Consider the following 19,794-nt stretch of genomic DNA (forward strand, 5'->3'; position numbering starts at 1 on the left):
ACGCGTCCCGGACCGCCCGCCGCACGGACGCACGACCCACGCGGGCACCGCCATGCCCATGCCCGCCCGTCCCGCCCCGGCCACAGCTCAGCCCCGGAGTCCCCTGCTTCCCTCCCCGAACTCCATCAAGCCCCCAACGCCACCTCCAGGTCCTCCCAAAGGTCCTCCACATCCTCCAGCCCCACCGACAGCCGGAGCAGGTGGTCACTGACGCCCGCGTCGTGGCGGTCCTGGGAGGGGACGATGCGGTGGCTGATGGAGGCGGGGTGCTGGATGAGGGTGTCCACGCTGCCGAGGCTGACGGCGGGGGTGATCAAGCGGACTCCGGCGATGACGTCGTGCGGGTCGCCGTGGACCTCGAAGGCGATCATGGCACCGCCGATACGCGGATAGTGGACGCGGGCGACGCGGGGGTCGGCGGCGAGCCGCCGGGCGAGTTCGGCGGCGTTCGAGGAGGCGGCCCGGACCCGTACGGGCAGGGTCGACAGGCCGCGCAGCAGCAGATAGCCGGCCAGCGGGTGCAGGACACCCCCCGTCGCGAAGCGGACTTGGCGCAGTCGACGGGCGAACTCCTCGTCGCAGGCCACCACTCCGGCCATCACGTCGCCGTGTCCGCCCAGGTATTTGGTCGCGCTGTGCAGGATGAGGCGGGCGCCGATGTCGGCGGGGCGTTGCAGGACGGGCGTGGCGAAGGTGTTGTCGGCGAGGAGCGGGACGGAACCGCAGGCGTGGGCGATGGCGCGCAGGTCGAGTTCGGCGAGCGTGGGGTTGGCCGGGGACTCGACCATCACCAGGCCGGTGTCGGGGCGGAGGGCGTCTGCGATGCCCGCCGGGTCGACCCAGGTCACCTCGGTGCCCAGCAGCCCGGCCGTGAGCAGATGGTCGCTGCAGCCGTACAGGGGGCGCACGGCGACGACATGGCGCAGGCCCATCGCGTTCCGTACGAGCAGTACGGCGCTCAGCGCGGCCATGCCGCTCGCGAAGGCCACCGCGCTCTCGGTGCCTTCGAGGCGCGCGAGCGCGGTCTCGAAGCGAGCGACGGTCGGGTTGCCGAGCCGGGCGTAGACGGGCGGCCCCTCCGGTTCGGCGCCGTCGGCTGCGAACGCGTCGATCCGGGCGGCCTCACCGCGGCTGTCGTACGAGGGGTATGTGGTGGACAGGTCGATCGGTGCCGCGTGCAGCCCCTGCGCGGCAAGATCCTCCCGACCGGCGTGTACGGCCTCGGTGGCGAGCGCCCGGGCCGAGGGCGCGACACGGACCTGGCCGGTTCCGCTCAGGTCGGACTGGGCGTCGTATGCGTCGTATGTGTCATACACCACGGATTCCATGCCCGGAAGTCTGAACACCGGCCGGGGTCAGCGTGCCGTATCCCGTGTTACGTTCGCGCCATGGCCGATTCTGTCGTACTCGATCCGGTGGATCTCCATCTGCTGCGGCTGTTGCAGAACGACGCCCGGACGACGTACCGCGATCTCGCGGCCCAGGTCGGTGTCGCGCCCTCGACCTGCCTGGACCGGGTGACGAGGCTGCGCCGGGCAGGAGTGATTCTCGGCCATCAGCTGCGGCTGGACCCGGCGAAGCTGGGGCGGGGTCTGGAGGCCTTGCTGTCCGTGCAGGTCAGGCCGCATCGACGGGAGCTGGTGGGGCCTTTCGTGGACCGGATAAGGGCGCTGCCGGAGTCCCGTACCGTCTTCCATCTCACCGGACCCGACGACTACCTCGTGCATGTCGCCGTCGCGGACATGGCGGACTTGCAGCGACTCGTGCTCGACGAGTTCACCTCGCAACGCGAAGTGGCGAGGGTCGAGACGCGGTTGATCTTCCAGCAGTGGGACTGCGGCCCGTTGCTGCCGCCCCAGCGGGATCCCCGTCCGGCCAGGCCGCCCGCGGACGAGTCCACGGCGAAATCAGGTTGATACGGGCGCGAGGCCCTGCTTATCGGGCTGACGCCGACCGCATCCTCGTATGAGGATGTCCGCATGTCAGAGACGAAGAGCCCGCTGCCCCGAGAGGTCGCCGACGCCTATGTCGACGATCTCATCGCCCTCGACCCGGTTCTCGGTACGTACCTCGGTGCGAAGGAGAGTTACCACAAGCTCCCCGACACCTCGCCCGCCGGCCAGGAGGCCGTCGCCGAGCTGGCGCGGGCGACCCTCGCGCGGCTGGACGAGGCGGAGCGGCAGCCCGGTGCCGACCGTGACATAGAGCGCCGCTGCGCCCGGCTGCTGCGCGAGCGCCTCACCGCCGAACTCGCCGTCCACGAGGCGGGCGAGGGCCTGCGGTCGGTCGGCAACCTGCACACGGCGGCGCACGGGGTGCGGCAGGTCTTCACCCTCACGCCGACGGAGACTGACGAGGACTGGGCCGCGATCGCCGAGCGGCTGCGCGCGGTACCGGCCGCGTTGGAGGGGTACCGCGCGTCCCTCGCCCTGGGCCTGGACCGCAAGCTGTACGCGGGCCCCCGCCCGACCGCGACCTTCATCGACCAGCTCACCGAGTGGTCGGACAGCGACGGGCAGGGCGTCGGCTGGTTCGAGGACTTCGCCTCGGCGGGCCCCGAGGCGCTGCGCGACGAGCTGGACACGGCCGCCCGCGCCGCGACCGAGGCGCTGGTGGCCCTGCGGGACTGGATGCGCGACGTGTACGCGCCCACGATCGAGGGCGCGCCCAACACGGTGGGCCGCGAGCGGTACGCGCGTCTGGCGCGCTACTTCAACGGTACGGATCTGGACCTCGACGAGGCGTACGCGTACGGCTGGGCCGAGTACCACCGCCTGCTCGCCGAGATGAGGACCGAGGCCGAGAAGATCCTGCCGGGCGCCGAGACGCCGTGGGTGGCGCTCGCGCACCTCGACGAGCACGGCAAGCACATCGAGGGGGTCGACGAGGTCCAGGCCTGGCTTCAGTGTCTGATGGACGAGGCGATCGAGGCCCTGGACGGCACGCACTTCGAACTCGCCGAACCGGTACGGAAGGTGGAGTCCCGCATCGCGCCGCCCGGCGGTGCGGCGGCCCCGTACTACACCGCGCCGTCGGCTGACTTCTCGCGGCCCGGCCGTACGTGGCTTCCCACGATGGGGCAGACCCGCTTCCCCGTCTACGACCTCGTCTCGACCTGGTACCACGAGGGCGTGCCCGGGCATCACCTGCAGCTCGCGCAATGGGTGTACATCGTCGAGGACCTGTCCCGCTACCAGGCCACCGTCGGCCGGGTCAGCGCCAACTGCGAGGGCTGGGCGCTGTACGCGGAGCGCCTGATGGACGAGCTGGGCTTCCTGACGGACGCCGAGCAGCGGCTCGGTTACCTCGACGCGCAGATGATGCGCGCCGCCCGGGTCATCGTCGACATCGGCATGCACCTGGAGCTCGAGATTCCGGCCGATTCGCCCTTCCACCCGGGCGAGCGGTGGACTCCTGAGCTGGCGCAGGAGTTCTTCGGCGCGCACAGCAGCCGCCCGGCGGACTTTGTGGAGAGCGAGCTGACCCGCTACCTCACCATCCCCGGTCAGGCCATCGGCTACAAGCTCGGTGAGCGTGCCTGGCTGCTGGGCCGCGAGAACGCGAAGAAGCGCCACGGCGACGCCTTCGACGCGAAGGCCTGGCACATGGCGGCCCTCTCCCAGGGCTCCCTGGGCCTGGACGACCTGGTGGACGAGCTGTCCCAGCTCTGACGATCACTCGCGGCGGCCGGTCTCAAACCCCACGGCTCGAGCCAGGCCACCGCGAGTTCGTCCCCACACCGGGGAGCCCCGTGATCGCCGGCGTCAGCGACGAAACCCGCCCTCCGAGTCGATGACCTCCCCGGTGATCCACGCCGCCTCGTCCGTGGCGAGCCAGGCGATGAGACGCGCGGGATCGTCCGGCTGCCCCCAGCGTCCGGCGGGAAACATCGCCGCGACGGCCGAGTGGGCGTCCCCGGTCAGGTAACCGGTGTCCACAGGGCCGGGGTTGACGGTGTTCACGGTGATCGCGTGCTCGGCGAGGGCGGTCGCCAGCGACCGGGTGATCGACGCGAGGGCGCCCTTCTGCAATGCGTAGGCGATCTCGCCGGGCATGCCGCCGGCGATGTCCTGGCCGGAGGTCATCATGACGACGCGGCCGCCTGGCCCGCCCGAGGGCCGGGCCGCCCGCAGTCGGACATAGGCCTGGACGAGGAGGAGCACCGAGCGGGTGTCGACCGCCCAGTGGGCGTCGAGCATCGCGGCGTCGATGGTGTCGAGGGTGCCGTCCGACCCGCTCAGCGCATGGTTGGCGACGAGGATGTCGACACCTCCGCCGAACGCGTCCGCGGCCGTCCGGATCAGCCGGGCCGGCGCCGCCGGGTCGGACAGGTCACCAGGCCCCTCGACGACCAGGGCCGCGGGGTCGCCGAGCGCCTCGCGCACCCCGGCGGCCACCTCCTCGGGGCGGTCGGCGCCCCAAGGCATCGCGGCATCGTGCGGCACGTGATGGTGCAGATACACGCTCGCCCCGTAGGCGGCGAGCCGCCGGGCCACGGCGTAGCCGATCCCTCCGCGTCGGCCCGCCCCGGTGACAAGGGCGCTCCGGCCGCGCAGCGGGAGCACGTCTCGACGGAGTTCTTCGGCGGTGGGGTGCTGAAGGTGGGGCATGACCGACCATGATGGGCGGTGTGCGGGTGCGGTGCACGCGAATTCCCGCGCACCAGGGGCTTCCTCAGGACGTCAGCCGACGCAGTTGTACGAGCCCTACCCACGTCTCGGGTCCCGGCTCCACGTACGCCGCGCGCACCGCATACCGCCCCGGCGCCAGCGCGACCCTCAGGTGGTCCGTGCGCGCCGAAGCGGTTCCGGGCCAGGCAGCGTCGAAGAGGACCACGGGACCGGGCACGTTCCACTGCACCTCCCGCTCCCACTCCGCGGCCGCCAGGGCCGCGGGGACTCCGGCGAGCAGTTCGTCCTCCGACTCGGCGGCGCACCACCGTACGAAGGTGCCGTGCTCGGGCAGGTAGGAGGTCGAGGCGGGCTCGTCCCCGAGGACCAGGGCCCTGGTGTCGCCGACGGGCACGAGACCGATGAATCCCTCGACGTCACAGGCCCGGTCGTAGTCGGAGGACATGTCGTCGCCGTCGGCCCCCGACCAGAACGGCAGCACGACTTCCGGGATCGCTATGAGCGGTCCACCACCCGACTCCACCCACTCGACGGCACCTGGGTCCGCGTATCTGGCCATGCGCAGAAGTTACACGGTGGGGATTCGCGGGAAATTCGGTGTCCCCTCCCCTGTCCGATACGCGACCCTCGCCCCCATGAGAACCCGAACTCTCTTCCTCTCCCCGCGCGTCAACGCCACCGGGCAGGCGCTCGCCGACGCCGCGCGGCGACGTGGCATGCAGGTCGAGACGCTGCGCGACTGGCGAGTGCCGGACGAGTGGCGGGGGACGCCGGGAGCGACGCTGTATGCCGGGCCGCTGTTCGCGGACGTCGTCGCCGGGGAGCCGGGACTCGGGCTCGGGCTCCTCGAGGCGCCGCCGGACTGGCTGGCCCGGCTGCCGTACGAACTCAAGGGCAGGGAGATCGAGTTCAGCACCGTCGCCGAGGCCCGACAGCTGCGCCGTCCGGCGTTCGTGAAACCGCCCAACGACAAGAGCTTTCCGGCGCGCGTCTATCCGGACGGCAGTCGGCTGCCCGGGCCGGACGCGGTGGACGACGACACGCCGGTCCTCGTGAGCGACATCGTGGCGTTCGCCGTGGAGTACCGGCTCTTCCTCCTGGACGGCCAAGTCCGCACCGGAAGCCGGTACTTCGCGCGGGGTGAACTGGACGTCGCACCTCTCGACGAGGACCCGCGACGGGACGAGGTGCTGTCGTTCGCCGCGCGCCTCTCCGAGATGGGGCTGCCGAGTGCCGTCGTCGTGGATGTGGGCCTGCGGGCCGAGGACACTCCGCGGTGGGCAGTGGTCGAGGCCAACGCCGCCTGGGCCAGCGGGCATTACGCCTGCGATCCCGACGCGGCTCTCGACGTGGTGCTGCGCGCGGCCCGCCCGGTGGCCGAGTTCACGGCGGCGGACCGCCAGTTCCTGCGCCCGCTGCCCGAGGTCGTACGGGACTGAGCCGGGCGCCCGGGGCCGTACGGGACTCGGCGTGAGGTCTCGGGTCGTATGAGACGGCAACCGACGCTCGAAGCCGTACGGAGTACAGGACTCGGCCTGACGCCCGGAGTCGCACAAGACAGAAGCCGACGCCCGAGGTCGTGCGGATCTCGCGGTGAGGTCCGAGACGGGTCAGCAGCCGCAGTCCTCCGCGTCGACCGGCGCCGTCAGGGGGTCCGCGGCGCGCCGCTCGCGACCCTCCCAGGTCTCGAACTCGAAGCCCTCGCGCACCCAGTACTCGAAGCCGCCGAGCATCTCCTTGACCTGGAATCCGAGTTCGGCGAGGGCGAGGGCGGCACGGGTCGCGCCATTGCAGCCGGGGCCCCAGCAGTACGTGACGACGGGCACCGACTTGTCGAGGAGCTGCTCGGCCTGCTCGGCGATGAGCGCGGTGGGCAGGTGGATCGCGCCGGGGACGTGTCCCTGGTCCCACGACTCGGTGGAGCGGGAGTCGAGGACGACGAAGCCGGGGTCGACGTCGGCGGCGAGGGCGGCGGCGACGTCGGACACGTCGGCGTGGAAGGCGAGGCTCGCGCCGAAGTAGGCGGCGGCCGCGGCCGGGGACGCCGGTGCGACGCGCAGCACGGGGTTCGTCACCGTCGCGGAGGTGGTCGCGGTGCTGGTCGCGGTGGTGTCAGCGGTCACAGTCATGGTCTGGCCCTTCCCTCTCGGGTCCCACGGATCCGGTGGCGCCGCGCGATCGCCGGCTGCCGCTTCCGGCGCCCCCGGTGCTTCTTCGGCACCGGCCACGCGGGACTTCCTGGCCAAAAATCTACGGTCGGTGATCCACTTCCTGAAGTGGCGATCCACGGCATCACTCTTGAACGGCCGGGGATTTCCCTGCTATCCATCGCACATGACCGCGTATTCCCCGGACGCCACCGACTGGCGCATCCTCGATGTCCTCCAGCGCGAGGGCCGGTCCAGTTTCGCCGAGCTGGCCCGGGCCGTCTCCATGTCCGCGAGCGCGGTCACCGAGCGGGTACGGCGCCTGGAGGAGGCGGGCGTCATCCAGGGGTACGCGGCCGTCGTCGACCCGGAGAGCCTGGGCCTGCCCATCCTCGCCTTCGTCCGCCTCAGATACCCCAACGGCAACTACAAGCCGTTCCACGACCTCGTCGAGGCGACGCCCGAGATCCTGGAGGCGCACCACGTCACGGGCGACGACTGCTTCGTCATCAAGGTCGCGGCGCGCTCGATGAGGCACCTGGAGGAGGTCTCGGGCAGGATCGGTGCGCTGGGTTCGGTGACCACGAGTGTCGTCTACTCCTCGCCCCTTCCCCGGCGTCCCCTGGGCCGCTGACTCAGTCCTGGACGCCCCGCTGTCGCACAACCGACCCCGTTCTGCCCTTCACCACCTCCAGCTGGGCGTGGATGCGCCGGCGCAGGTCCGCGACATGGCTGACGATGCCGACGCTGCGGTCGCGCTCCCGCAGCGAGTCGAGGACGTCGAGGACCTCGTCGAGGGTCTGGTCGTCGAGGCTGCCGAAGCCCTCGTCGATGAAAAGCGTGTCGAGCCGCACTCCCCCAGCCTCGTCCGTGACGACGTCCGCGAGGCCGAGGGCCAGCGCGAGGGAGGCGAAGAACGTCTCGCCCCCGGAGAGGGTCGCCGTGTCGCGCTCCCGGCCGGTCCAGGCGTCGACGACGTGCAGCCCGAGCCCGCTGCGCCCACGGCCCGCACGGTCGTCGGAGTGCACGAGGGTGTAGCGCCCGGAGGACATCCGCTGCAGCCGCGCGGTCGCGGCGGCGGCGACCTGCTCCAGGCGCGCGGCGAGGACGTACGACTCGAGGCGCATCTTGCGCTCGTTGTCCGCCGACGTGCCTGCCGCGAGTCCGGCCAGGCGGGCCACCCGGTCGTACTCCTCGCGCAGCGGCGCCAGGCGGCGCACTCCTCTGGCCGCGCGTGCGGACAGCCCGTCGAGCTCCGCACAGCGCCGCGCGGCCGCGTCCTGCGCGGAGGCGGCGTCCCGCAGGCGCCGGGCGGCGGTCTCGGCGGCCTGCTCCGCGGCCCGTAGGTCGGCGAGCGGCTGCTGGGCGGCGGCCGCCGTGTCGGCCTCGGCGAGTACGGCACGCACCGCGGACTCCTCCGACTGCCAGGCGTCGAGCCGCCGTTGAAGCTCCCGGTGGGCCGCGTCGTCGAGCAGCGCATCGGCCGCCGCCTGCGGCGTGTCGAACCGGGCGCGGAAGGCCGCGTCGGCGAGTCGCGCGTCGGCCTCCTTGAGGCGCTGCGCGGTGTTCTCGGCCCCGCGGACGGCGTCCGCGGCCTCGGTGAGCAAGGCGACCTGCCGCTCCAGCTGCGCGGCGCGCACGGATACGCTGCCGGCGGCACCGCGCGCCTGCGCCAGCTCCCCTTCCAGACCGGCCCTCTCGCGGTCCAGGGCGTCCCTGAGAGAGGCGCGTGACGCGACGCGGCGGGCGGCCGCCTGTTGGGCGGACAGCCGCCGCTCGTGCTCGGCCTCGGCCCGCTCCCGTGCCTCACGCGCGGCGTGCAGCCCGGAGGCGGCGGCGCGGGCCTCGGCGTACTGGCGCTCCAACTCCTCGCTTTGGCTGGCGAGTTGCGCCAAGGGGGCGTCGCCCGCCTCAGCACTCGCCGCGGCCAGCGCCTCGCGTACGACACCGAGCCGCCGCTCGTCCTCGGCGGCCTCCTCGTCGGCGCGCTGATACGCGGCGAGGGCGCGCTCCTCCGCCTCCCGGTCGACATGTCCCGCGATCCTCCGCGCGGGCGCGGGGTGTTCGGTGGCGCCGCAGACGGCGCAGGGCTCGCCGTCGACCAGTTGGGCGGCGAGTTCCGCGGCGATGCCGTTCAGGCGCTGTTCCTTCAGGTCCAGCCAGTGGGCGCGCGCCTCCGTGGCGCGTTCGCGGGAGGCGAGGGTCCGCGCGGCGGCGGCGTCCGTGTCCTGGGCGAACTGGTCGCGCTGTCGGGCGGCGTTGAGCCGCTTCAGCGCCGGTTCGCGCTGGACGGCGAGCTGCTCGGCGAGTGTCGCGGCTTCCTGCGCGGACTCGATCCGGGCCTCGATGCCCGCGCGGGTCGCCTCCCACGTGGCCAGCCAGCTCTCGGCCTCTTGGAGGGCGTCCTCGTCGGCGCGCTCCTGCCGGTCCAAGTGGGCGCGCTCCTCGACGAGTTCCGCCACTTTGCGCTCGGCTCGGCGTGCCGATTCCAGGCCGCCCAGCTCCTCGGCCGCCTTGCGCGCCGCCGCCGCGAGTCCGGGCGCACCGGCGTCGGCGAAGGTCCCCGGCAGGGCAGCACGCGTCTGTGCCTCCTCGGCCGCCGCGTGCCGGTGCTCGGCCTCGGCGGCCTCGCGCAGGTCGAGCGCGGGGGCCACCGTCTCGGCCTTGCGGGCGCGCTCCATCCGCGCCTGGGCCTCCCGATGGGCGTCGGCCCGCTCCTCCAGGCTCGCGGCACGCTCCCGTGCCTGAGCGAACCGGTGCTGCAGCCGGGCCACTTCGCGTACGTCGTCGAGTACTCGGTCCGCCGCGGCCTGCGCGGATTCGGCGGCCATACGGGCCCAGTGGGCGATCGTGAGCCGTTCACGGGCGGTGCTGCGGGCCACGGCGGCCCAGGCCAGAACGGCGCCGGCGAGGCCCGGATCACCGGGCGCCAGGTCGGGCAGCGAAATCTCGACGGTGTTCCCGGCCTCCTGCTGCATCCGGTGCGCGTCGGCCAGCAAGGCGGCGTCCCCGGCGCGCACTTCGGCCTCGGCCGCTCGCCGCCGCTCGGCGAGGCGCTTCTCGACCTCGGCGAAGCGGTGGGTGTCGAAGAGGCGGCCGAGCAGCTTCCCGCGGGCCTCGGCGTCGGCCCGCAGGAAGCGCGCGAAGTCGCCCTGGGGCAACAGCACGACCTGGCAGAACTGCTCGCGGCTCATGCCGAGCAGCTGGGTGACCTCCTCGCCGATCTCCTGGTGGGAGCGGCTGAGGTCCTTCCAGGAGCCCGCCGTCGCGTCGAACTCCCGCAGCCAGCTCTGCGCCTTCTCGGTCGTCGTGCCGACGCCGCGCTTCTTGAGGCGCTCCCAGGGCGGCTGCCGGGTGATCTCCAACCGGCGTCCGGCGACGGTGAGTTCGAGGCGGATCTCGGTGCGGGTGGCGGGAGCCGCGTGGTCGCTGCGCAGGCCGAGACCCTGGCCGCTCTGGCGGGCGCCGGGCACCGCTCCGTACAGCGCGTAGCAGACGGCGTCCAGGACGGAGGTCTTGCCCGCGCCCGTCGGCCCGTGGAGCAGGAAGAGACCGGCGGCGGACAGTTCGTCGAAGTCGACCTTCTGGGCGCCGCCGAAGGGCCCGAAGGCGGTGATGTCCAGGCGGTGCAGCCTCATCGGTCCCCCTCGAAATCCAGCGAGAATCGGGCCTTCGCGGAACCCGTGAGGCATCGGGCCTTCGCGGAACCCGTGAGGCATCGGGCCTTCTCCGGGCCCCCAAGGCATCGGACCTTCGTGGAGTCCACAAGGCATCGCGCCTTGTGGGAGTCCAGTGCGCGTGATCTCACCGGGCACCCTCCGTGTTCCCCAGCCGTCGCTTCACCGGGCGACCTCCCGGACGGCCTCGTCGGCGCGGACGGCATCGAACGCGTCGCGCAGCACGGCCTGTTCGGCCGCGTCGGGGCCCGCGCCGCGCACATGGGCCACGAAGTCCTCCGCGATCTGCTGCTCGCTGCGGCCCGCCAGACGCCGGGCGTAGGAGATGTCCGGGTCCTCGTGAGCCCGCTCCGGGTCGAAGACGAGGCTGAGCGTGTGCGGGAAGCGCTCCGTCAGCCGCGCCATGGGGTCGGCCGGGCGCACCGGGTCGGTGAGGGTCGCCTCGATCCACGCTTCCTCGTGACGCTCCAGGGCCGGGTCGGCGAGCAGGTCGTCCAGGTGGCCGCGGATGCGGGCGAGCTCCCGGGGGACGGGGCAGTCGATCCGCTCCGCGCTCAGGGAGCCTTCGGGGTCCAGGTCCACAAGCCACATGCTCTTGCGGTGGTCGGTCTCCGAGAACGAGTACGGCAGCGGGGAGCCCGAGTAGCGCACGCGCTCGGTGATGGTCTGGCTGCCGTGCAGATGCCCGAGCGCGGCGTAGTCGACGCCGGCGAAGACCCCGGCGGGCACGGAGGCGACCCCGCCGACGGTGATGTCCCGCTCACTGTCGCTGGCCTCGCCGCCGGTGACGAAGGCGTGGGCGAGCACGACGGAACGGGTGCCCGGCGCGCGCGTGGCGAGGTCGGCGCGGACCCGGTCCATGGCGGCGGCGAGCACGGTCTCGTGCCCGGCCTTCTCGACCCCGAACTCGTCCTTCACCAGGGCCGGTTCGAGATAGGGCAGCCCGTAGAAGGCCACGTCGCCGTGCGCGTCGGTGAGCACCACCGGTGTGCCGCAGGCCGAGGCCTCGGTGCGCAGATGGATGCCGGCGCGCCCGATGAGGCCCGCGCCGACACCGAGCCGGCGCGCCGAGTCGTGATTCCCGGAGATCATCACCGTGGGCACACCGAGGTCGGCCAGCCGGTGCAGGGCGTCGTCGAAGAGCTCGACGGCGGCGAGCGGCGGCACCGCCCGGTCGTACACGTCCCCCGACACGACCACCGCGTCGACCTCACGCTCGCGCGCGGTCGTGACGAGGTGGCCGATGAACTCGGCCTGGGCGCCGAGCATGTTCACCCGGTGGAACGCCCGGCCGAGATGCCAGTCGGAAGTGTGCAGAAGCCTCATGATCCCCGAGACTAACGGGCGGGTCGGACATCACGGGCGGCTACTCCCGTATCGGCCCGTGCTGCCCCGCCTACGCGTCCCCGTATGCCTCTCCACCCAGTTCGAACCCGGCCGTCCCGGCGGTGACGTCGGCCAGCCAGGCCCGGAAGGCCTCCACATCGGAGTCCGGCAGCCCGATCTCGATGGTGACCGCCTCGCCGTAGCGCACGTCACGCACCTCGCGCCCGGTGGAGCGCAGATCGTTCTGCACCTTGCCGGCGCGCTGGTGGTCCACCGTCACCGTGGCCAGCCGAAAGCGTTTGCGCGTGAGGGTGCCGAGTGCGTCGAGCGCCTCGCCCACCGAGCCGCCGTACGCCCTGATCAGTCCGCCCGCGCCCAGCTTGACCCCGCCGTAGTAGCGGGTGACGACGGCGACGACGTACCGCATGTCGCGGCGCAGCAGCATCTGGAGCATGGGGACGCCCGCGGTGCCCCCCGGTTCGCCGTCGTCGCTCGCCTTCTGGACGCCGGCATCGGCGCCGATGACGTACGCGTAGCAGTTGTGCGTGGCGTCCGCGTGCTCCTTGCGGACGCCGGCGATGAACTCCTGCGCCTCCTGCTCGGTGGCGGCCGGGGCGAGGGCGCACAGGAAGCGGGAGCGGTTGACCTCGGTCTCGTGCACGCCGGTGCGGGCCACGGTGCGGTACTCGTCCTGCATCACGCCAGCGTATGTGCTCCACGCGCGCGTCACGGACGGCGGATCCTCAGCGGGCTGCCCCCGGCAGCGGCGCGGGCAGCGATGTGGTGGATACTCGCTCGTCGTTGTCCAAGGCCCCCGGCCAGACCATCGGCCCCGCGGGGCCTGACCGATCGCAGGGAGATCGCACCATGACCGGCACCCAGGTGGAGAGTAAGGACGCCGCCGAACCCGACGAACCGGGGCCCTCCGCTGCCACGCCCCGCTGGCGGGCCTGGCTCCTGGAGGGCCTGAGCGAACAGTCGGCACGGCACCCGGGCCCGCACGCCACCCCGGACGCCGAGCACCAGGGCCACAAGTGGTGGCGGGTCATGTGCCTCACCGGCGTGGACTACTTCTCCACGCTCGGCTATCAGCCGGGTATCGCCGCACTCGCGGCCGGGCTTCTCTCCCCGCTCGCGACGCTCGTGCTGATCGCGCTGACCCTGCTCGGCGCGCTGCCGGTCTACCGCCGGGTCGCGCGCGAGAGCCCGCACGGCGAGGGCTCGATCGCGATGCTGGAGCGGCTGCTGCCCTGGTGGGCGGGGAAGATCTTCGTTCTTGTGCTGCTCGGGTTCGCCGCCACCGACTTCATGATCACCATCACGCTGTCGGGCGCCGATGCCGCCGCGCACGTCGTGGAGAATCCTTTCGCTCCGCACTGGATGCACCACGCCAACGTCTGGATCACCCTCGTCCTGGTCGCCGCCCTGGGTGCGGTCTTCCTGAAGGGCTTCAAGGAGGCCATCGGCATCGCCGTGGCGCTCGTGGCGACGTATCTCACACTCAATGTCGTCGTTCTGGCCGTCGCCGCCTGGGAGGTGCTGAGCCACCCGGTCAGGATCGGCGACTGGACCGACGCGATGACGGCCGAGCACTCCTCGCCGCTCGCCATGATCGCCGTGGCGCTCCTCGTCTTCCCCAAGCTGGCGCTCGGCATGTCCGGCTTCGAGACGGGTGTCGCGGTGATGCCCCAGGTCACGGGCGACCCGACGGACAGCTACGCGAAGCCGACGGGCCGGATCCGTGACACCCGCAAGCTGCTCACCACGGCCGCCGTGATCATGAGCGGCTTCCTCCTCCTGTCCAGTCTGGCGACGACGATCCTGATCCCGCAGGACGAGTTCAACAGCGGCGGCTCGGCGAACGGGCGCGCCCTCGCGTATCTCGCGCACGAACACCTGGGCGAGGCCTTCGGCACGGTCTACGACCTCTCGACCATCGCGATCCTCTGGTTCGCGGGTGCCTCCGCGCTCGCGGGGCTCCTCAACCTCGTGCCGCGCTATCTGCCGCGCTACGGCATGGCACCGGAGTGGACCCGTGCGGTGCGCCCGCTGGTCCTGGTCTTCATGGCGGCCGCGGTCTTCATCACACTGTGGTTCAACGCGGACGTCGACGACCAGAGCGGCGCGTACGCGACCGGTGTGCTGGTCCTGATGCTCTCCGCGTCCTTCGCCTCGGCGGTCGCCGTGCACAAGCGGGGCCGTCGGGCCGCCGCGACCGGATTCGGCGCGATCACCGCGGTCTTCGCGTACACCCTGGTCACCAATGTGATCGAGCGTCCGGACGGCATCAAGATCGCGCTGATCTTCATCCTCGCGATCCTGATCACCTCCTTCGCGTCCCGCGTGCGGCGCGCCTTCGAACTGCGCGCCGCCGACGTCACCTTCGACGAGGCTGCGGCACGGTTCATCGACGAGGCCGCCATGAGTGGCCCCTTGCAGTTGATCGCGAACGAGCCGCAGGAGCACAGCACACGGGAGTACCGCGCCAAGGAGTACAGCCAGCGCGAGCACACCCACATCCCCGACGGCCGCCCGGTGCTGTTCCTGGAGGTCTTCGTCACGGACTCCTCGGACTTCTCGGCCGACCTGGCGGTGCACGGCGACGAGAAGCACGGCGTGCGCAGGCTGCGGGTGGAGGGCGCGACCGTGCCCAACACCATCGCCGCCGTCCTCATGCAGCTGCGCGAGCGCACCGGTCAGGTCCCGAACGCCTACTTCAACTGGACCGAGGGCAATCCGCTGAGCCACCTCGTGCGCTTCCTCGTCTTCGGCGAGGGCGAGGTCGCCCCGGTCACCCGAGAGGTGCTCCGGCGCGCGGAGCCCGACCCGCAGCGCAGGCCCCGGGTCCATGTCGGCTGAACCTCAGGGGTGGGGAACTGCTCGCCGGGGAGCATGCATGAGGGTGATTTAGCTCGATCGTGTGATGGTCTGCTCGCAGGCTTGCGGCGCCCTGGGCCGACGGGGTTAGCGTGATCGTGCGATCTGGGACACCGGGTACGGCGTCAGCGTGCGGGGCCCCCGCTCCACCGGAGTGATGGTTCGGGGCCTCCCCGTCGCCTCTGGCCGTACCCATCTGGCCAGGTCGTGAGGGAGCCGGCCTCCTGGGATCGGACCACGGACAGGATCCGTGTCGCCGCCCCAGGGTCGAGTACGCCGGGGACCAGTACGCCCAAGACCGTTCGGGGCGTGCGGCTGAGCGGACTCACTTCTGCTCAGTCCTCAGGAACGGTGCTTCTTGCCCCTCGGCACGATCAGGTCCGTCAACAGGGCCGTGCCGGGGGCGAGTTCCCCCCAGCTGTTGCCGTGCCAGGCGAGGACCGCGACGGCGGAGGTCGGGAACTTCGTGCGTACGCGGTCCAGCGCGTCGTCGAGCCCGTCCCCGGCGAGTTCGAGGACCAGCTCCTCAAGGCCGGGGTTGTGCCCGATCAGCAGCAACGTCCGCACCTGGTCCGGGACTTCGTGCACGGCGACCAGCAACTCCGGTACGTCCGCCCCGTACAGCCGCGCGTCCAGCCGTACGGGCGGCGGGGTGCCCCACTGTTCCGCGGCCAGCTCCCAGGTCTGGCGGGCGCGTACCGCGGTGGAGCACAGCGCGAGGTCCGGCAGGCAGTCGGCCTCGGCGAGGGCGCGCCCGGCCGCCGGGGCGTCGCGCCGGCCGCGCGGTGCGAGGGGCCGCTGATGGTCGGCCACGCCCGCGGGCCAGGCGGACTTGGCGTGCCGCAGGACGACGAGTCTGCGCAGCGGGCCGGCTCCGGCGCGCGCCATCACAGCGACGCCCCGATCTCCCGGGTGAGTTCGAGCCCGAGAAGACGGTCCGCGTAGGCGTAGGTCTCGAAGCGCGCCCCGTCCGGCACGTCGGACGTCTCCACCCAGCGCAGGACGCGGAGGACGGCGGGTACGTCCAGGTCGTCCTCCCAGGCGGCGCGCAGCCGTTGGCGTACGTCCTCGGGGACGGGCCGGGACGGCCGGGTCGCCCAGCCGGCGACCGCACCGCGCCAGCGCGCGAGCGTGTCGCCGGCGTCCGCCAGGGTTGCCGCGTCGAGCCGCACGGGCTCGTCCCTGCGGTGCGCGAGCAGGGCCAGCCGCAGGACGGAGGGGTCCACGGGACTGTCGCCGGGCTCGACCGGCGCGACCTCGACGCGCACGTCGCCCGGCGCCGCACCCTCGGTCGTCCCGTCGCCCACCGTTGTGCAGTCCGGGCCGAGTACGTGGATGGTCTGCGCCTCGCCCGGCCCGGTCCCGGCCTCATGGTGCTCCTCGAACGGCCGGATACCGAGCGTCGCGGCGCCGGATCGGAGTTCCGCCCGGTCCGCCGAGCAGCTCAGGGTCGCCCAGACGGGAGTTCCACCGAGTTCCAGGGCCCGTACGAGGACATCGGCGACGAGGAGCACCCGGAGACCCGTGGTGTCGTACCCGCCCGCCCGCGCATGGACACGGACCAGGCTGCGGCGGGCACGGGCGGCGTCGGTGAGCTCGCCCGTCCGGGCGTCGATGATACGGAGCACGAGGTGAGCGTAGGCGGGCCGGGGGCCGTGCGCAGGGAGGTGGGACCCATTCCGGACATGCGATGGCGTTTCAAGTTGCCCGTCGGCGTGCGACCGGGAGGACCGACGACAGGGATTCTGGCTCTGGGGCAGCCCGGGCGGGTCCCGGTCCCGGACCCGGGCCGCAGGGTTCGACCGGCTTCCGCACGCTTCACCCGGCCTGCCGCGGAGGGCCCTGCGGCCGAGGCCGCCGAGATCGCCCGGCAGCCCGGGCCGGTGTTCCGGCGGCGTTCATCGCCTCGCCACACGTGTGCCCCCGGGACCTGAATGAGTGGTTCCGCTCAGTGAGTCACTCGGAGGCACCGGAGGGCTGCCCCATGGCCGGGACCGAACCCGTGTCCGCGATCAACCGCCGTCGATTTCTGCTCGCCTCGGGCGCCGCCGCCGCAGTGGGGACGGCCGGCACGACGGCGGCGTTCCTGCCCCGGCCACGCCGGCCCCATTCCGCGAAGCCCGAACCCGCCGTACGCGCTGCCGCCCAGCGGTCCGCGCCGCACGCGACGACCACCCTGGAGACGACGGCGCGCCTCGGGGGTGCCGCGCACCCGGGCACCTACCGGCGGCTGGTCTCGGGCCCCGGCTGGCCCGTGGTCGTACGGGGTGACCTGGCGCCTCCCCGTGCCGGGCGCGAGGACCGGCGCACGGCGCTCGCGTGCTTCGTCCAGTTCACCGACCTGCATCTCGCCGACGTGCAGAACCCGCTGCGCACGGAGTTCCTGCGGTCCCGCACGCCCACCGCGTGGCGGGCACAGGAGGCACTGACGGTGGCGGGTGCCGTCTCGCTCGTGGAGCGGGTGAACGCGCTCGACGGCGGCCCGCACACCGGCCTGCCGCCCGCGTTCGTGATGACCACGGGCGACAACGTCGACAACAACTCCGCGATCGAGCTGGAGTGGTTCCTCACGCTGATGAGCGGCGGCCGGATCACCCCCGACACCGGTGACCCGGGGGCGTACGAAGGCGTCCAGAACTCCGGGCTTCCCCTGTACTGGCATCCGGGCGACGCAGCGCTGCGCGACCTCGACAAGCGGCGCGGGCTGCCCCTGATCCCCGGCTTCCTCGACGCCGCGACCCGGCCGGTGACCAGCCCGGGACTGCGCATCCCCTGGTACTCGACGGTCGGCAACCACGACGATCTGCCCGGCGGTTGCCTCTCGCCCGCCCTGAGCGACTACGCGGTCGGCTCCCGCAAACTGCTGTCGGTACCGCCGGCGGACGCCGCCGCCTACGCGAAGGCGCTGGGGTCGGGCGACGATCCCAAGAGCGAGGTGCTCACGGCGATCCTGAGCAGGAACAAGGCATCGGCACGGACCGTGACGGCCGACGAGCGGCGCCGGCTGTGCACCCCGCACGACTATCTGGCCGCGCACCTCGACCCCGCCCACGCCGGTGCCGGTCCGGTCGGCCACGGCTATACGGAGGACCATCTCGACGGCGATCGGATGTACTACTCCTTCCAGGTCGCCGAGAACGTCATCGGGATCAGCATCGACACGACGTACCGGAGCGGGCACTACGAGGGTTCGCTCGGCACCGACCAGCTCCGCTGGCTGGAAAGGACACTGGCCGCGCACAGTTCCCGGTCCTACGACGCGGACGGCCGTCTCATCCGCAATCCCGGTGCCGACGACGCCCACATCCTGGTGTTCAGCCACCACCACAGCCCGAGCATGACCCGCCGCCCCGACGCCGCCCGCACCGACGAGCCGCGCCACGACGGCGCCGAGGTCATCGCCCTGCTCAGCCGGTTCCCGAACGTGGTCGCCTGGATCAACGGGCACAGCCACGTCAACCGGATCACACCGCACGGGCACGCGACGCCCGCCCGCTCCTTCTGGGAGGTCAACACCGCCTCCCACGTGGACTATCCGCACCACGCCCGGCTGTTCGAACTGGTCGACAACGAGGACGGGACGCTGTCCCTGTTCACCACCCTCATCGAGTCGGCCGCCCCGCACCGCACCGCCCCGGACTTCGACGATCTGTCGGCGGTCGGCCTTGCCTCCCTGTACCGGGAGCTGGCGTACAACGCTCCCGGCCTGGCCGACGGCATGAGCGCCGGGGTCCAGGAGGGCTGGGCGGGCGGCGCCGGCGATCGCAACACGGAGCTGCTGAGCACTGCGCGGCCCGGCGCCCCACACGCACAGTGAAGCTCCGCGTACATGTCTCGGCAAGCGTCCACGACGGCCGCGTGGGCGTGACGGCCGTACGCGACCAGGCGCAGGGCCCCTCCGGCCGCCGGTACAGCAGGCCAGGCCGGGAAGGAGTCACGAAGGGGCACCGGAGCAGTGGGCAGGGCGCGCGGTCCGGCAGCAGGGCGCGCGGTCCGGCAATGGAATACTGGCGTAGCGATTAAACATTCAATAAAGTGCATCTGGCGGCGGCCCCACGGGAGGCTGGCATGGGTACACCTTCGACTTCGAGCGCATCGATGTCCGAGCTGGGGCTCCTCGACACCAGCGGCATCCTGCGCCAGTCCTGGGTGAGCCCTGAGCGGACCAGCTCAGGCCTGGGCTGGGAGCACGCGTATGTCTCCACCCAGCGAGAACGCCCGTATCACGCGACATTCGAGGCTGCCCCCACCCATCTGCTGATCCTGCACCTGGGCGGCCCGGTGACCGTGCGACGCCGAACCGGCCGTTCGATGCAGACCGAGCGGATTCCGGCCGGGGGGTTCTTCCTCCACCCGGCGGGCCGCGCGCTGGACGTGGAGCTCCAAGGGAGACTCGACACCGTCCACCTCTACCTCGCCGACTCGGTCCTGCAGGACGCGCACGGTGAGGGCCAGGCGGTGGAAATCGCCGAGGAGCTGGGCAGCTCCGACCCGCTGATCGAACAACTCGTCCTGGCTCTGGACGGCGTAGTGCGGCGCTGGGAGCCCTCCGCCCGCACCTACGCGGACCACCTTGTCGGCACGCTCGCCGCTCACCTCGCCCACGCGCACGCGGCCGGCCGGCCCGTGGACCGCGACAGTGCGTCGCCAGGACTGACCGGTCAGCAGCTCACGTCCGCACGCGAGTTGATGGAGTCACGCCTCTCCGAGCCGCTGCCGGTGGCCGAAGTGGCCTCGGTCACCGGTCTGAGCACGAGCCAGTTCACCAGACGCTTCCGCGCCAGCACCGGGAAGTCACCCCACCAGTTCCTGCTCCAACTGCGACTGGACCACGCACGCCGCCTGCTGCGCACCACAACGGTGCCCATCGCCGACGTGGCCGTCCGCTGCGGCTTCTCCCACCAGGAACACCTCACCCGCGTGATGCGCGACAAGCTGGGCACCACCCCGGCTGTCTTCCGCCGAGCGGCCTGACCTCCGGTTCCTCCGGCGGACTGACCTTCGGTTCCGCAGCCCGGACCGCCCCTCACTCGCGCTCTGCCGCCGTACTGCTCCCTTGCCCCGCCCCGCCGCGGTCCGCCGCGGCCCAGCACGGTCCGACGTGCCCCGAACCGGTCCGCCGGGCCTGGCGAGCAC

General features: G+C 72.3%; 16 protein-coding genes. 7 read left to right on the forward strand and 9 right to left on the reverse strand.

Annotation, left to right across the window (positions count from 1 at the left end; translation table 11 throughout):
* Positions 1–125: 125 nt before the first annotated feature.
* Positions 126–1,328: a trans-sulfuration enzyme family protein gene (locus IEY95_RS04495; RefSeq protein WP_229702550.1), complete on the reverse strand. Its 1,203-nt coding sequence runs from the start codon at positions 1,326–1,328 to the stop codon at positions 126–128.
* Between the two features lie 60 nt (positions 1,329–1,388).
* Here IEY95_RS04495 and IEY95_RS04500 point away from each other — a divergent pair, with 60 nt between their 5' ends.
* Complete coding sequence (locus IEY95_RS04500; protein ID WP_189184473.1) at positions 1,389–1,916, forward strand: Lrp/AsnC family transcriptional regulator; 528 nt, start codon at positions 1,389–1,391, stop codon at positions 1,914–1,916.
* Between the two features lie 63 nt (positions 1,917–1,979).
* Positions 1,980–3,671: a DUF885 domain-containing protein gene (locus IEY95_RS04505; protein ID WP_189184474.1), complete on the forward strand. Its 1,692-nt coding sequence runs from the start codon at positions 1,980–1,982 to the stop codon at positions 3,669–3,671.
* A 93-nt stretch (positions 3,672–3,764) separates the two neighbouring features.
* On the opposite strand, the gene IEY95_RS04510 is transcribed toward IEY95_RS04505, so the two are convergent.
* Together IEY95_RS04510 and IEY95_RS04515 are read right to left on the reverse strand one after the other, a co-directional pair.
* Entirely contained in the window at positions 3,765–4,610 is an 846-nt protein-coding gene (locus tag IEY95_RS04510; RefSeq protein WP_189184475.1) for an SDR family oxidoreductase, read from the reverse strand.
* Positions 4,611–4,674: 64 nt separating this feature from the next.
* Positions 4,675–5,190: an immunity 21 family protein gene (locus tag IEY95_RS04515; protein ID WP_189184476.1), complete on the reverse strand. Its 516-nt coding sequence runs from the start codon at positions 5,188–5,190 to the stop codon at positions 4,675–4,677.
* Between the two features lie 76 nt (positions 5,191–5,266).
* Here IEY95_RS04515 and IEY95_RS04520 point away from each other — a divergent pair, with 76 nt between their 5' ends.
* A complete protein-coding gene (locus IEY95_RS04520; protein WP_189184477.1) occupies positions 5,267–6,070 on the forward strand; it encodes an ATP-grasp domain-containing protein in 804 nt (267 codons plus the stop codon).
* 171 nt (positions 6,071–6,241) lie between these two features.
* Here IEY95_RS04520 and IEY95_RS04525 read toward each other — a convergent pair whose 3' ends face one another.
* A complete protein-coding gene (locus IEY95_RS04525; RefSeq protein WP_189184478.1) occupies positions 6,242–6,760 on the reverse strand; it encodes a rhodanese-like domain-containing protein in 519 nt (172 codons plus the stop codon).
* A gap of 205 nt (positions 6,761–6,965) precedes the next feature.
* On the opposite strand from IEY95_RS04525, the gene IEY95_RS04530 reads away from it, so the two are divergent.
* Positions 6,966–7,412 (forward strand): Lrp/AsnC family transcriptional regulator, encoded by a 447-nt coding sequence (locus IEY95_RS04530; RefSeq protein ID WP_189184479.1) that lies wholly within the window; start codon positions 6,966–6,968, stop codon positions 7,410–7,412.
* Position 7,413: 1 nt separating this feature from the next.
* Here the strand turns inward: IEY95_RS04530 and IEY95_RS04535 are convergent, their stop codons facing one another.
* The 3 genes from IEY95_RS04535 to IEY95_RS04545 form a co-directional block, all read right to left on the reverse strand.
* On the reverse strand, positions 7,414–10,416 hold the full coding sequence (locus IEY95_RS04535; protein ID WP_189184480.1) for an AAA family ATPase: 3,003 nt from the start codon (positions 10,414–10,416) through the stop codon (positions 7,414–7,416).
* A 201-nt stretch (positions 10,417–10,617) separates the two neighbouring features.
* Positions 10,618–11,781 (reverse strand): exonuclease SbcCD subunit D, encoded by a 1,164-nt coding sequence (locus IEY95_RS04540; protein WP_189184481.1) that lies wholly within the window; start codon positions 11,779–11,781, stop codon positions 10,618–10,620.
* A 70-nt stretch (positions 11,782–11,851) separates the two neighbouring features.
* The gene (locus IEY95_RS04545) at positions 11,852–12,478 is read right to left on the reverse strand and encodes a YigZ family protein (RefSeq protein WP_189184482.1); all 627 of its coding nucleotides are present in this window, start codon (positions 12,476–12,478) and stop codon (positions 11,852–11,854) included.
* Positions 12,479–12,648: 170 nt separating this feature from the next.
* Between IEY95_RS04545 and IEY95_RS04550 the strand changes: the two genes are divergently transcribed.
* On the forward strand, positions 12,649–14,640 hold the full coding sequence (locus tag IEY95_RS04550; protein ID WP_189184483.1) for an APC family permease: 1,992 nt from the start codon (positions 12,649–12,651) through the stop codon (positions 14,638–14,640).
* A 360-nt stretch (positions 14,641–15,000) separates the two neighbouring features.
* Here IEY95_RS04550 and IEY95_RS04555 read toward each other — a convergent pair whose 3' ends face one another.
* Together IEY95_RS04555 and IEY95_RS04560 are read right to left on the reverse strand one after the other, a co-directional pair.
* Positions 15,001–15,549, reverse strand: a complete 549-nt coding sequence (locus tag IEY95_RS04555) for a SixA phosphatase family protein (protein WP_189184484.1) — start codon at positions 15,547–15,549, stop codon at positions 15,001–15,003.
* Entirely contained in the window at positions 15,546–16,286 is a 741-nt protein-coding gene (locus IEY95_RS04560; protein WP_189184485.1) for a hypothetical protein, read from the reverse strand. The genes IEY95_RS04555 and IEY95_RS04560 overlap by 4 nt, the downstream gene beginning before the upstream one ends.
* A 356-nt stretch (positions 16,287–16,642) precedes the next feature.
* Here IEY95_RS04560 and IEY95_RS04565 point away from each other — a divergent pair, with 356 nt between their 5' ends.
* Both IEY95_RS04565 and IEY95_RS04570 read left to right on the forward strand, forming a co-directional pair.
* Entirely contained in the window at positions 16,643–18,475 is a 1,833-nt protein-coding gene (locus IEY95_RS04565; protein ID WP_189184486.1) for a TIGR03767 family metallophosphoesterase, read from the forward strand.
* A 251-nt stretch (positions 18,476–18,726) separates the two neighbouring features.
* Positions 18,727–19,632 carry an AraC family transcriptional regulator gene (locus tag IEY95_RS04570; protein ID WP_229702551.1) on the forward strand — a complete coding sequence of 302 codons (906 nt, stop codon included), beginning with the start codon at positions 18,727–18,729 and terminating at the stop codon, positions 19,630–19,632.
* The last annotated feature ends 162 nt before the right edge of the window (positions 19,633–19,794 follow it).

It is taken from the genome of Streptomyces albiflavescens, from assembly GCF_014645835.1.
Classification (GTDB): Bacteria; Actinomycetota; Actinomycetes; order Streptomycetales; family Streptomycetaceae; genus Streptomyces; species Streptomyces albiflavescens.